Here is a 14,196-nt window from a genome sequence, read left to right on the forward strand (position 1 = left end):
TAGAAGATGAATGTAAAATATTATGACGCATTGGTAATTGGTGGCGGTCTAGCTGGTCTTAGAGCTGCTGTGGCTGCTGGAGAAAAGGGCTTAAGCACCGTAGTTTTGAGCCTCATCCCTGTAAAACGCTCTCACTCTGCTGCTGCACAAGGCGGCATGCAAGCAAGCCTTGGTAACTCTAAAATGAGTGAAGGCGATAACGAAGATGTACACTTTGCTGACACAGTAAAAGGTAGCGACTGGGGTTGCGATCAACAAGTTGCACGTATGTTTTGTCAAACTGCTCCAAAAGCTATTCGTGAGCTTGCGGCTTGGGGTGTGCCTTGGACTAGGATCACAAAAGGCGAAAGAAGCGCTATCATCAACGCTCAAAAGACAACTATCGTTGAAAAAGAAGAGGTTCATGGCCTTATCCACTCACGTGACTTTGGTGGTACAAAAAAGTGGAGAACATGCTATACAGCTGACGCAACTGGTCACACCATGCTTTTTGCTGTTGCAAACGAAGCGCTTAAGCACAATGTAGAAATTCACGACCGCAAAGAGGCGATCGCTTTGATACACCAAAATAACCGCTGTTACGGCGCGATCGTTCGTGACCTAGTTAATGGCGAGATCACAGCTTATGTTTCAAAAGGCACACTTATAGCAACTGGCGGTTATGGTAGAGTTTATAAACACACTACAAACGCTGTTGTTTGCGAGGGTATCGGCGCTGCGATCGCACTTGAGACTGGCGTAGCTCAGCTTGGCAACATGGAAGCTGTTCAGTTTCACCCAACTCCGATCGTCCCATCTGGCATTCTTTTAACAGAAGGTTGCCGCGGTGATGGCGGAATTTTACGTGACGTTGATGGATACCGCTTTATGCCTGATTATGAACCAGAGAAAAAAGAACTAGCTAGCCGTGACGTCGTTAGCCGCCGTATCATGGAGCACATCCGTGCAGGCAAAGGCGTACCTAGCCCTTATGGCTATCACGTGTGGCTTGATATCTCTATCCTTGGACGCGAGCACATCGAGAAAAATTTACGTGACGTTCAAGAAATTTGCGAAATTTTTAATGGTATCGATCCTGCTGACACTGAAGTATATACTGACGAGACAGGACATCAGCGTGGCAAAGGTTGGGCGCCGATCCTGCCTATGCAGCACTACTCAATGGGCGGCATCAAGACAAAACCAACTGGCGAGAGCCCAACACTAGCTGGTCTATTTAGTGCTGGTGAGGCTGCTTGCTGGGATATGCACGGCTTTAACCGCCTTGGTGGTAACTCAGTTTCTGAGACAGTAGTCGCTGGTATGATCGTTGGTGATTATTTTGCAGATTATTGCGCTAGCCACGAGATCGAGATAAACACAGCTGATATCGAGAAATTTGTTAAAAAACAAGAAGACTATCTAAATAGCCTTGTCACAAAAGAGGGTAAATTTAACGTCTTTGATATCAAAAACAAGATGAAAGAGGTAATGTGGGAACACGTTGCGATATTTAGAACAGGCAAAGGTCTAGAGCTTGCTGTTAAAGAGCTTGAAGCGCTCTACAAAGAGTCACTTGATGTAAAAGTAAGCAACAAAGCACTATTTGGCAACCCAGAGCTTGAAGAGGCTTACCGCGTGCCAAAGATGCTAAAACTAGCACTTTGTATCGCAAAAGGTGCGCTTGATAGAACAGAGAGCCGTGGTGCTCACTGCCGTGAAGACTATCCAAAGAGAGATGACCTTAACTGGCTAAACAGAACGCTTACAAGCTGGAAAGAAGGCGACACTATGCCAACTATCACTTATGAGCCACTTGATATCATGAAGATGGAGATGCCGCCAGCATTTAGAGGTTATGGTGCAAAAGGAAATATCATCGAGCATCCAAACAGCGCTATCCGCCAAAAAGAGGTCGATGAAATTCGCGAGAAAATGCAAGCAGAAGGCAAGAGCAGACAAGAAATTCAAGAGGCTTTGATGCACTATGACCTTCAACCAAAATATAAAGCACCAAATGAAAGAGCAGGTATAGGAAATGAGTAGAAAAATAACCATAAAAGCTTTTAAATACAATCCTTTAAGCAAAGTTTCAAAGCCTCATTTTGCGACTTATGAGCTTGAAGAGACTGATGGTATGACGCTATTTATCGCGTTAAATCAAATTCGTGAGAAATTTGATCCAGATCTTAGCTTTGACTTTGTTTGTCGTGCGGGAATTTGCGGAAGTTGTGGCATGCTAGTAAATGGCAAACCAAGCCTAGCTTGCAGAACTCTAACAAAAGACTTTGAAAGCGGTGTCATCGAGCTTATGCCTTTGCCAGTCTTTAAACTACTAAAAGATCTAAGCGTGGATACTGGCAACTGGATGAACGCTATGAGTAAGCGTGTCGAGAGCTGGATACACACAGATCATGAGACAGATATCTCTAAGCTTGAAGAGAAAGTTGAGCCAGAAGTCGCTCAAGAAGTTTTCGAGCTTGATCGCTGTATAGAGTGCGGAATTTGCGTCGCATCTTGTGGAACAGCTATCATGAGACCTGATTTCATCGGCGCTGTTGGTCTAAACAGGGTTGCTAGATTTAAGATAGACGCGCTTGATAAGAGAACTGACGAGGACTTTTACGAGCTAATCGGCGATGATGATGGTGTATTTGGTTGTATGACTTTGCTTGGCTGCGAAGACAACTGCCCAAAACACCTACCACTTCAAAGCCGCATAGCTTATATGCGTAGAAAAATGGCTGCTATAAAGTAGCAAAGGGGCTGTAAAAAGCCCCAAATTTATTTAAAAACTCTACAAACTGACGCCAAGATACAGATACAAATATCTAGTGCTGCAAATACTAAAAACACAAATATTAAAAGCGGAAACGACAAGACTAAGCCCATTATATAGCCAAGCGGCAAGGTAATAAAAAATAAAAGATCAAATCCAGTGCTAAAGCAAAAAAATAGCGCAAACAATGAAGCGATCACGTTCATAAATAAATTGATATTATCAGAGAAAAACTCTGTTAGGCTTACATATTTCATGCGGTGATTATAGCTTTTAAGATTAAAAAAATTGTTGAAAATTTATCTAGCATTTTAGAAAAATGAACTATGGAACTAGATGTCGATTAGACGGCGCCATGGATGAGCTAGGACTTTCTAAAATTTACATCCAGGCAAAGAGATATAAGGACGGCAGCAACATAGGTAGGCAAGAGATACAGCAGTTCATCGGCGCTATCTCAAATAAAAATACCAAAAAAGGCGTTTTTATTACAACGGCAAAATTTACAAAGGAGGTACAAACGTTTGCCAAAGATAGTCAAAACTTTAGCGTAGTCTTGATAGATGGCGACAGACTGGCTGAGCTAATGATAAAGTATAAAGTAGGCGTTCAAACAAGCCAGATATATGAAATTTACAAGATCGACACCGACTTTTTTGACGAAAATAATTTCTAGATACAAGAATAAACAATCTTTTGTTTTTATCGCATAAATTTTTTGCGTAGCCACCCAAATAAATCTAAAATTTATCAACTCAAAACACATTTTAAACCAAATTTCACTCTTATAAACGCCGTCTAAATTTATAGTGTTATAATTACGGCAAAATAACGATTTTAAGGAGAGTGTATGTCTTCACGCATTATCACTGGCGTTTTGATGTTTGTTGCTATTTTGGTAGTTTTTTTTATAGATAATTATATTTTAAATTTTATTTTGCTTGGCGCTGTGCTTTACTTTGCCTTTAATGAGTCGCTCAAGCTTTATGGCATCGATCACAAACAGCTAGTTTATGCAGCACTCGCATTTTACGTGCTTACATATTTTACAAATCCGATCTTTATCGCGATCCTTGCGATCATGCTAGTGGCATCTATCCTTGCGCACATAAAAAGCGAAAATTTAAAGCTAGTCGCCCCTTTTGTCTATCCGACAACTCCTATATTTATGATGTGGATGCTCTACTCAGAGTATGGCATGGGCTATCTTGCGTGGCTTATCTTAAGCGTCGTTGCAAGCGATAGTGGCGCATTTTTCGTTGGCAAAGCCTTTGGCAAGCATCCATTTAGCCCTAGCTCACCAAACAAGACTATCGAGGGTGCAGTTGGCGGCGTGGTAGTAGGCACCATAGTTGGCTGCGTCGTTGGAAATTTCGTAACAGATGGATTTTTTCAAATTCTATTTTCAAGCTTTTTAGTCTGCGTCTTTGCGGTCTGGGGAGATCTCTTCGAGAGCTATCTAAAGAGACTTTGCGGTGTCAAAGACAGCGGCACGCTTTTCCCAGGTCACGGTGGCATGCTTGATAGGATAGATGGCTATTTATTTGGCGTTGTCGCCCTACTTTGGTCGCTATCGTGGTAATACTTGGCTCAACTGGCTCGATCGGCAAAAATACTCTAGCGCTCTGCGAGAAATTTGACATTAGCGTCGAGGCACTAAGCTGCGCTAAAAATGTTGATCTTCTAAACGAGCAAATTTTAAAATTTAAGCCAAAATTTGTCTGCGTGGGCGACGAAAAGCTAGCTAAAAATATAAAAAACATTGAGGCCAAAAATATCTTTTTTGGCGAGTCTGGACTGCTAGAAATGCTTGAAATTTCAAGTTCAAAAAAGGTGATAAACGCCCTTGTAGGCTTTGCTGGGCTTGCTCCTAGTCTAAAGACACAAGCACTTGGTAAAAAGCTAGCACTTGCAAACAAAGAGAGCCTTGTAGTTGGTGGCAAGTTTTTAAAAACAAGAGAAATTTTGCCCATTGATAGCGAGCATTTTGGGCTTAAATTTCTACTAGAAAATAAAACTACCCCAAGCAAGCTCATCATCACAGCAAGTGGCGGGGCATTTTATAAAAAACCGATCAAATTTCTAAAAGACGCCACGCCAAGCGACGCGCTTAAACACCCAAACTGGGATATGGGCGCAAAGATAACGATTGACAGTGCGACGATGACAAACAAGCTTTTTGAGGTGATGGAGGCCTACTGGCTTTACGGCATAAAAGATATCGAGGCCGTGATAGAGCCAACCTCAGCCATCCACGCCGTAGTCGAGTTTATCGACGGCTCAAGCACGATGCATCTCTCACGCACGGATATGAAGCTAGCCATTTCACATGCTATCTTTGAAAAAGTTGAGCAAAATATCGTCTCACACGCAAATTTACTTGATCTAAAAAATATCAAATTTCAGAGGATCAGCCTTAAAAAATACCCAGTCTTTTCGCTAAAAGATGAAGTCTTAGCTAGTCCTGATCTAGGTGTCGTCATAAACGCTGCAAACGAGATTGGAGTGTTTAGCTTTTTAGAGAAAAAGTGCTCATTTTTGGATATCTCAAGGCTCATTTTGGGCTTGGCTAAGAAATTTAAGGATATAAAAATTTCAAGCGTAGATGAAATTTATGAAGTTGATAAAGAGGTTCGAGAATACGCAAAAAGGATGCTAAATGCAAAGGTATGAGGGGTATAAATTTGATCTTAAGCAAAGCTTGATCGGTGTGCAGTTTTTATTTGTCGCCTTTGGCGCGCTCGTGCTCGTGCCTATCCTTACGGGGCTTGATGCAAACGTCGCGCTCTTTACGGCCGGTCTTGGCACGCTGCTTTTTCAGCTAATAACTAGAAAAAACGTCCCGCCGATATTTCTAGCAAGCTCATTTGCCTTCATCGCTCCGCTTCAATACGGCATCGAAAAATGGGGCATACCAGTGACGATGGGCGGCGTTATATTTGCTGGATTTTTCTATGTCGCGCTAAGTCTTGTGGTTCGCTTTGGCGGCGAGAAAATTTTGCATAAAATTTTGCCTCCAGTTGTCGTTGGTCCAGTCATCATGACCATAGGTCTGATACTTGCTCCAAATGCCGTCAAGATGGCTACTTCAGCTACTGAGACTTACACTCAAAACGTAGCGATGATAGTTGCAGCCACATCGCTTATTGCTACTATCGTTGTCATGATGCTAGGACGGGGGATGTTTAGGCTCATACCGATCCTGCTTGGCATCATCGCTGGCTACATCGTGGCTTACTGCTTTGGCATGGTTGATTTTAGCGCCATCGCAAGCGCCCCTTGGTTTAGAGTGCCAAGCTTTAGCGCACCAAAATTTGAAATCGAAGCGATCATCTACATGATACCTATCGCCATCGCCCCAGCGATCGAGCACATCGGCGATATGCTCGCTATCTCAAACGTCACAAAAGAGGATTTTTTGAAAAATCCAGGGCTTAAAAATACCCTTTTAGGCGACGGTCTGGCCACCTCACTAGCTGCTGCCTTTGGTGGTCCGCCAAACACCACCTACTCAGAGGTCACAGGTGCAGTTAGCCTTACAAAAGCGTATAATCCAGCGATCATGACCTTTGCAGCGATCACTGCTATCGTACTAGCCTTCGTTGGCAAGCTTGGCGCGGTGCTCTCGACCATCCCAGCACCAGTCATCGGCGGCATCATGCTGCTACTTTTTGGCATCATCGCAAGCGTTGGCATGGAGACACTTATAAAAAACAGAGTCGATCTTGCCGATCCTAGAAATATGATAATCGTAGCCCTCATCTTCATCTTTGCCATCGGCGGCATGGTGCTTGACCTTGGAGCGGTTAAATTTTCAGGTATCGGACTTGGCGCGGTTACTGGTATAGTTTTAAATTTGCTTTTGCCAAAGACAAAGCATTACGAAGGATACTAATGCGTAAATTTAGACTTTTTCTAGCAGCTCTAGCGGCTGCAAGCCTTGCAAATGCAAGCGCACTGGACTATGCACTTATCAAAAAAGGTGAGCCAAGTAGCAATACTATGCTCTTAATCGGTGGCATACAAGGCGACGAGCCAGGCGGCTTTTTGGCGGCCTCTATCGTGGCGACTGATTATAACATCACAAAAGGCTCGCTTTGGGTCGTGCCAAATTTAAATTTCCCAAGTATCATCGAGCGAAGCCGTGGCACAAAGGGCGATATGAATAGAAAATTTGCCCACGTCGATAAAGACGATCCAGACTACAACTCAGTGATGAAGATAAAAGACGTCATCACCGACAAAAATGTCACTCTCATCTTAAATTTACACGATGGCAGCGGATATTACAGAGATAAATTTATAAGCAAGGACGAAAATCCAGACAAATGGGGCAACACTTGCATCATCGATCAAAGCACACTGCCAGGCTCAAAGTACCCAGAGCTTGAAAGTATCGCATCAAGTGTAAAAGACGTGCTAAATAAGCACCTTATAGATCCAAAACATCAGTATCACATCAAAAATACGCACACAGCGATGGGCGACAAAGAGATGCTAAAAAGCCTTACCTACTACGCTATCACGCAAAACAAGTCCGCCTTTGCAAACGAAGCTAGCAAAAATTTAAACGCCGAGCAAAGGACATATTATCACCTAGTAGCGATCGAGGAGTATATGAAAAAGGCTGACATTAGCTTTACTAGGCCATTTGAGCTTGATGTCAAAAGCGTGAAAAAGGCGATCGAAAAAGAGATCAGGCTTGAGCTATTTGACAGCTACGCTCTTAGCCTTAAAAATTTAAAACCAGTGATAAGCTTCGTGCCATTTAAAAGGGGTGAGTTAAGCTACCACTCGCCAAATCCGCTAATCGCCGTCATAAAAGATAACGATACTTACAAAGTGCAGTATGGCAACCGCTCTGTCACTAGGCTAAAACCGCAATACTTCGAGTTTGCAAAGCCACTTGATAAAATTTCTCTCTTAAGCGATGGCAAAGAGCAGGAGCTAAAAAGTGGCGATAAATTTAGCGTTAAAAAGAGCTTTAAAGTAAAAGCGCTCAAAAACGTTCGCGTAAATGTCATCGGATACGGCACTAAAAGCGTTGATGAGAGCGAGCAAGAGATCGATAAAAACAGCCTAAATAAAAGCTATAGCATAGATAAAGATGGCAAAATTTACCGAGTTGAGTTTTACAAAAGTGAAAGTGGCAAAGAGAAATTTGCTGGCATGATACTAGCGGAGTTTAGATGATACTTGGCATAGAAAGTAGCTGCGATGACAGCTCTGTCGCGCTCATAGATGAAGAGACGCTGGAGCAAATTTATTATAAAAAGATCTCGCAAGAAGAGGAGCACGCTATCTTTGGTGGCGTGGTCCCAGAGCTTGCAGCAAGGCTTCATACAAAGGCACTGCCAGCGCTTTTAAATGATATCTTGCCAAATTTAAAAGATATAAACGCGATCGCTGTGACAAACGAGCCAGGGCTAAGCGTGAGCCTAATAGGAGGTGTGAGCATGGCAAAATCGCTAAGTATCGCCTTAAACATCCCACTAATCGCCGTAAATCACCTAGTTGGCCACATCTACTCGCTATTTTTAGACCGCGAAGCCACCTTTCCGCTTGGCGTTTTGCTAGTTAGTGGCGGACATACGATGATACTTGAGATTAACGAAAATGGCGAGATTTTAGAGCTTGCAAGCACAAGCGATGATAGCTTTGGCGAGAGCTTTGACAAGGTGGCAAAGATGCTTGATCTTGGCTATCCGGGAGGTGCAGTGGTGCAGCAAAACGCACTTTTATGCGAGGATAAATATAGGTTTAAATTTACCGTCCCACTTCTTCACGACAAGCGCCTTGAATACAGCTTTTCAGGGCTTAAAAACCAGGTTAGAGTTGAAATTTCAAAGCTTGAAACTATCACACAAAAAGATATCTCAGATATTTGCTACGCCTTTGAAAATACGGCTTGTGAGCACATCTTAAATAAGCTTGAAAGGGTTTTCAAGCTAAGAAATTTCAAGCGCTTTGGCGTGGTTGGTGGAGCAAGTGCAAATTTAAATTTACGCAAAAGGCTTGAAACTCTTTGTCAAAAAAATGAGTGCGAGCTTTTGCTAGCACCGCTTGAGTTTTGCTCTGATAATGCGCTGATGATAGCAAGAGCGGGACGTGAGAAATACTTAAAAAAAGAGTTTATCTCGCATGATAAGCTAACTATAAATCCAAGGGTTGGTTTTAAGAAAATTGAAATTTAAAATTAGAGTAAATTTGATGGTGGCTAAAGCTAGCCACCTTGCTTAAATTTAAAGCCTTGTCTTCATCTTTTCAAACTCATCTTTTATCACTTGTTCGTGTGGCTCGCTAGTCATTTTATTTATCGCGTCGCCCCAGATACTGACCATGATGATGGCTAGGCTTGAGGTTAAAATGCCTGGTAAAATTTCATAAACATAGGCATTTAACCCTGATGTTATCCAAAATATCACGGTAGCACCGCCAGCTATCATGCCAGCAAGCGCTCCAAGTGCGCTCATGCGTTTCCAGTAAAGGCTAAAAAGAAGCACAGGACCAAAGCTCGCGCCAAATCCAGCCCAAGCGTTGCCAACGACGTTTAGAACGTTATCTGTCGAGATAAAGGCAAGTACTGTGGCGATTAGCGCTACGACCACGACTGCATAGCGGCTGATCGCTGTTTGTGTGCTTTGACTCACCTCTTTTTTATAAAAGGCAAATATGAAGTCCTTTGTGACCGAGCTTGAAGTGACTAAAAGCTGGCTTGAGATGGTACTCATGATCGCTGAAAGCACGGCTGAGATGATGATACCTATAAAAAATGGCGGGAAAAGTAGCTCGCCAAGCTTTAAAAATACTGTCTCAGGATCGCTTAGTCCGCCTCTTTGGCTAAAATAGACAAAGCCGATAAGTCCGCTCATAATTGCGCCTAGTAGGCCGATCGTCATCCAGCCAATGCCGATCCTTCTTGCCTTTGCGAGCTCTTTTGAGTCACGTATCGCCATAAATCTAACGATGATATGTGGCTGTCCAAAGTAGCCAAACCCCCAAGCTAGAAGGCCCAAAATGCCCCAGAAAGTCTGATCTCTAAATGGATTTAGGTGATTTGCATCAAGCCTGCTTATCTCTTTTATCAAATTTGTATCGCCTGGCAGGTCTAAATTTAGATATGCCACGACTGGGATCGAAACTAGGACGCAAAACATCAAAAGTCCCTGAAATGCGTCAGTTATGCTAACAGCCTTAAATCCACCAAAAAATGTGTAAAAGACTACGATTATGAGCGTAAAGACTGCTCCGTATGCAAATTTTAAGCCAAAAAAGCTCTCAAATGTCTTGCCGCCAGCGATGATGCCACTACTTACGTATAGTGTGAAAAATATCAATATGATAAGACCTGAGATGATCCTTAAAATTTTCGTCCTATCTTTAAAGCGGTTTTCTAAAAAATCAGGTATCGTGATGCTGTCGCTCGCAACCTCAGTATAGACCCTAAGCCTTTTTGCTAGAAATAAGTAGTTGCAGTAAGCTCCCACGATAAGGCCAGCTATCATCCAGACGTTTGTCACGCCAGTCGCGTATAATGCCCCGGGCACGCCAAGTAGCATCCAACCACTCATATCAGAAGCGCCAGCGCTAAGTGCGGTGACGACTGGACCCATTTGGCGGTTATCCAGTAGATACTCGTTCATACTTGCATTTTTATCGTAAAAATATCGTCCGATAAAGAGCAAGAAACCAAAATAGATGGCGATGGCTAAATAAGACCCAAAGCTCATAAATTTCCTTTCAAATAAAATAAAACGCTTATGTTATTATAAAATCATTTAAATTTCAATGAGTGGGCTTATTCCTTAAAAAATTTTAAGCAAAATGATATATTTTTTTTCGTATCATTTAAGGCTACATTTTAAAGAAAGGACGAAGTTGAACGCTCAAAATTTAGCCAAATTTCTATTTTTTATAATAATTGTCTCACTTGGAACATATTTTTTCTATCCAAGAGATCTTAGCGAGGCACAAGAGATCGCATATATCAAAAGTTATGGAGTAACACTTGGCCTTACGATAGGCGGTATCGCTATAGGCATCACACTTGGATTTATTTTAGCTTTTATTAAATTTTTAGATATCAAGGTTTTAAATTTCGTCATAGATGAGTATATTGACATCTTGCGTGGAACGCCTGTAATACTTCAACTTCTAATATTTTCTGTGGTGATTTTCGCCACTTGGAGCGATAACTTCTATGTCGCTGTGATCGCACTTGGACTAAATAGCTCAGCATACGTCGCTGAGATCGTAAGAAGTGGTATAAATAGCGTCGATAAAGGTCAGATGGAGGCAGCTAGGGCGATGGGGCTAAACTACTACGTTTCGATGCGTGAGATAGTCTTCCCACAAGCTACTAAAAACATCTTGCCAGCGCTTGCTAATGAGTTTATCTCACTTTTTAAAGAGACCTCAGTCGTTGGCTACATAAGCGTCGTTGATATCACGATGCAAAGTAAGAGCTTGCAGGCGGTGTTTTACAGCCCAGAGCCAGTCATTTTTACGGGCATTGTATATTACGTGAGCGTTAAATTTTTCACCCTTTTGGTGAAACTACTTGAGAGGAGACTAAATCGCCATGATTGAGATTAAAAATTTAAACAAAAGCTATGGCGATTTGTGTGTTTTAAATGACATCAGCGTGGATATCAAAAAAGGCGAAGTTATAGCGATAATTGGCCCAAGTGGAGGTGGAAAAAGTACATTTTTGCGTTGCATCAACCGTCTTGAAGAGCCAGATAGCGGACATATCAAGATAAATGGCGAAGATATCCTCAATAAAAAATCAGACATAAATAAAATTCGACAAAAAGTGAGCATGGTATTTCAGCACTTTAATCTTTTTGCAAATAAAAATGTCTTGCAAAATTTGACCCTAGCTCCGATAAAAGCTGGGATCTTAGACAAAGAGAGTGCCGAGAGGAGGGCAGATGAACTGCTAAAGAGTGTTGGGCTAAGCGATAAGAAATTTGCCTATCCGCACAAGCTCTCAGGCGGTCAAAAGCAGCGTATAGCAATCGCTAGAAGCCTAGCTATGGAGCCTGAGGTGATACTATTTGACGAGCCAACAAGCGCGCTTGATCCTGAGATGATCGGCGAGGTGCTTGATATCATGAAAGATGTCGCAGCCAAGGGTATAACGATGCTTGTGGTGACCCATGAGATGGGCTTTGCAAGAAACGTCGCAAATAGAATTTTCTTTATGGACAAAGGCAAGATAGCAGTTGATGACACACCAAAAAATGTATTCACAAATCCGCAGCACGAGCGTCTGCGAGAGTTTTTAGGTAAAATTTTAAATCACTAATAAGGAGTAAAATGAAAAATTTTTTAAAAGTTCTAGTGTTAGGGTTAGTTATGTTTTTTATAGGTTGTGGTGATGATAGTGGCACAAAAGCCAGTGCAAATGCGCCAGAAGCTAACAAAGAGGTAGTTTATAAGGTAGGTTCAAGCGCTGATTACCCTCCGTTTGAGTATCTTGATGATAAAAATCAAATCGTTGGTTTTGAGATCGATCTTCTAAATGAGATCACTAAAAAAACTGGGATCAAATTTGACGTTGCAAATATGAGTTTTGATGGCCTAATACCAGCTCTAAAAACAGGCAAGATAGATATCGCGATAAGCGGCATGAGCGCGACTGACGAGAGAAGAAAGTCTGTTGATTTTACTAAGCCATATTATTTTTCAGAGAATTTATTTATCCGCAAAAAAGGCTCAGACGTAAATAAAGATAACCTTAAAGATAAGAAAATTTCAGCTCAAGTTGGCACGCTTCAAGAAGAGGCAGCTAAAAATATCACAACTCAGTCAATCCCAGCTGAAAACGTAGCGGCAGCTATAATGTCACTAAATGCCGGCAAGATCGATGTTGTGCTTACTGATAGCCCAATAGGTGTTGAGTTTTTAAAACAAAATCCAGACTTAGAGGAGTTTTTAAGACTTCCTGACGGCACAGATGGCTTTGCGATGGCATTTGATAAGGGTAAACATACTGATCTTATCAAAAAGATAGATGCTGCGATCGAAGAGCTACAAAAATCTGGCGAATTTGACAAAATGCTTGCTAAATACGACCTTAAAAAATAAATCCTAATATAAATTTGCAAGAGGCAAGATGCTTCTTGCAAAAAATCTCACAAATTTCTAATTTATAAAATTTAATATTATTTAAATATATTGTAATAAAATTGTTAATTTGATTTAAGGAGAATGTAATGAAATCACTCAGGATGAGAACGGCACTTGTGCTAAGTGTCATGCTTTTGGTTTGTGTTAGTGTGGTTGGTCTTGTGACCTATAACATGGCTAAAAATTTATATACCGACAGGGTTGAAAGCAAAGAATTCCCACTTGCTGTCAATGAAGTTGGTTACAAAATAGAATCTTACATCGATAAGATAATCGACGCTTCTTATCAAATAACTCAAAATAGCTTTTTAATAGACTGGGTCAAAAATGGCGAGGACGAGCACGGCAGAAAGGTCTTATTTGACTATTTTCAAACTCTTGCTAAAAATTTAAAGCTAGATACGATAATGTTTGGCTCAGATAGAACCCTAAACTACTACGTCGAAGATAAAATTTTAAAGGTCATTAACCCAGAAAATGACAAGTGGTACTACGCCTTAAAAGATGGCAGCAACCTAAGCCTGATCGATATCAACAAGGCTGAAGACGGCAGCGGCAAGATAATGATGTATATAAACTACAAAGTTCAAAAAGATGATAAATTTTATGGTATAGCAGCTACTGGCGTAAATTTAAGCGAGATAGTAAATTTTGTCCAGTCACAAAAGATAGGTCGCGGCGGTAAATTTCTACTAGTTGATGAAAAAGGCGACATCAAAATCGGCAAAGATGAAAGTGGCAATCTAAAAGATATAGTAGGCGATGCAAATCTTAAAAAGCTAATCAACGAAAATGGCAGCTACATATCGCTAGATAAAGATGGCAGAAACTTATTGATCGGCTCAAAATATATCAAAAGTATGGGCTGGTATCTGGTCGGCGAGCTTGACAAAGATGAGCTTTTAGAGGATCTAAACTCGCTTGCATATGCGTCTGTCGGAGTGCTTGTAGTGGTACTTATTTTAGGACTATTGCTCTCACTTTACCTATCTTCTTACCTCCTAAAAATCATCCTCAAACTAAAAACAGGCCTGCTATCTTTCTTTGATCTACTAAATCATAAGACAAACAAAGCAGAGCCTATAGAGATAACATCTAAAGATGAATTTGGTCAAATGGCAGAGCTAATAAACAAAAACACAAAAGCCATTGAAGATGGTATGAAAGATCAAAGTATCTTCATCCAAAAAGCCAACACCTTTGTAAATGAGATAAAAGATGGCAACTATGAAGCAAGCTTAGAAGCAGATACTAATAACCCAGCTCTAAATCAACTAAAAAGCACATTTAAAGATCTACAACTT

At 41.3% G+C, this 14,196-nt stretch carries 13 protein-coding genes; 12 read left to right on the plus strand and 1 reads right to left on the minus strand.

The features are described from left to right. The first annotated feature begins 6 nt into the window (after positions 1–6). The 8 genes from G6W43_RS02605 to tsaD all read left to right on the plus strand — a co-directional run bounded on the left by G6W43_RS02605 (position 7) and on the right by tsaD (position 8,952). On the plus strand, positions 7–2,025 hold the full coding sequence (locus G6W43_RS02605; RefSeq protein WP_004317497.1) for a fumarate reductase flavoprotein subunit: 2,019 nt from the start codon (positions 7–9) through the stop codon (positions 2,023–2,025). Beyond that, complete coding sequence (locus G6W43_RS02610) at positions 2,018–2,737, plus strand: fumarate reductase iron-sulfur subunit (protein WP_004317555.1); 720 nt, start codon at positions 2,018–2,020, stop codon at positions 2,735–2,737. The genes G6W43_RS02605 and G6W43_RS02610 overlap by 8 nt, the downstream gene beginning before the upstream one ends. Positions 2,738–3,077: 340 nt before the next feature. Continuing rightward, entirely contained in the window at positions 3,078–3,434 is a 357-nt protein-coding gene (locus G6W43_RS02615; protein ID WP_194169073.1) for a restriction endonuclease, read from the plus strand. A 174-nt stretch (positions 3,435–3,608) separates the two neighbouring features. Continuing rightward, a complete protein-coding gene (locus G6W43_RS02620; protein WP_009294260.1) occupies positions 3,609–4,340 on the plus strand; it encodes a phosphatidate cytidylyltransferase in 732 nt (243 codons plus the stop codon). Beyond that, positions 4,322–5,431 (plus strand): 1-deoxy-D-xylulose-5-phosphate reductoisomerase, encoded by a 1,110-nt coding sequence (gene dxr, locus G6W43_RS02625; protein WP_194169074.1) that lies wholly within the window; start codon positions 4,322–4,324, stop codon positions 5,429–5,431. The genes G6W43_RS02620 and dxr overlap by 19 nt, the downstream gene beginning before the upstream one ends. Further along, entirely contained in the window at positions 5,418–6,653 is a 1,236-nt protein-coding gene (locus tag G6W43_RS02630) for a uracil-xanthine permease family protein (protein WP_194169075.1), read from the plus strand. Before dxr ends, G6W43_RS02630 begins: the two co-directional genes overlap by 14 nt. Further along, positions 6,653–7,951, plus strand: a complete 1,299-nt coding sequence (locus G6W43_RS02635; RefSeq protein ID WP_194169076.1) for a M99 family carboxypeptidase catalytic domain-containing protein — start codon at positions 6,653–6,655, stop codon at positions 7,949–7,951. The genes G6W43_RS02630 and G6W43_RS02635 overlap by 1 nt, the downstream gene beginning before the upstream one ends. Beyond that, complete coding sequence (gene tsaD / locus G6W43_RS02640; RefSeq protein WP_194169077.1) at positions 7,948–8,952, plus strand: tRNA (adenosine(37)-N6)-threonylcarbamoyltransferase complex transferase subunit TsaD; 1,005 nt, start codon at positions 7,948–7,950, stop codon at positions 8,950–8,952. The genes G6W43_RS02635 and tsaD overlap by 4 nt, the downstream gene beginning before the upstream one ends. A gap of 48 nt (positions 8,953–9,000) precedes the next feature. On the opposite strand, the gene putP is transcribed toward tsaD, so the two are convergent. Beyond that, positions 9,001–10,488, minus strand: a complete 1,488-nt coding sequence (putP, locus tag G6W43_RS02645) for a sodium/proline symporter PutP (protein ID WP_194169078.1) — start codon at positions 10,486–10,488, stop codon at positions 9,001–9,003. A gap of 148 nt (positions 10,489–10,636) precedes the next feature. Between putP and G6W43_RS02650 the strand changes: the two genes are divergently transcribed. From G6W43_RS02650 to G6W43_RS02665, 4 genes are all read left to right on the plus strand, one after another. Next, complete coding sequence (locus tag G6W43_RS02650) at positions 10,637–11,347, plus strand: amino acid ABC transporter permease (RefSeq protein WP_012140157.1); 711 nt, start codon at positions 10,637–10,639, stop codon at positions 11,345–11,347. After that, positions 11,340–12,068, plus strand: a complete 729-nt coding sequence (locus G6W43_RS02655; RefSeq protein WP_012140156.1) for an amino acid ABC transporter ATP-binding protein — start codon at positions 11,340–11,342, stop codon at positions 12,066–12,068. The genes G6W43_RS02650 and G6W43_RS02655 overlap by 8 nt, the downstream gene beginning before the upstream one ends. Before the next feature lie 11 nt (positions 12,069–12,079). After that, a complete protein-coding gene (locus G6W43_RS02660; protein ID WP_194169079.1) occupies positions 12,080–12,850 on the plus strand; it encodes a basic amino acid ABC transporter substrate-binding protein in 771 nt (256 codons plus the stop codon). Between the two features lie 128 nt (positions 12,851–12,978). After that, positions 12,979–14,196, plus strand: a 1,218-nt coding sequence (locus G6W43_RS02665; protein WP_194169080.1) for a cache domain-containing protein, incomplete at its 3' end; no start/stop codon positions are given.

This window comes from Campylobacter concisus (genome assembly GCF_015229965.1).
GTDB classification, from domain to species: domain Bacteria; phylum Campylobacterota; class Campylobacteria; order Campylobacterales; family Campylobacteraceae; genus Campylobacter_A; species Campylobacter_A concisus_BD.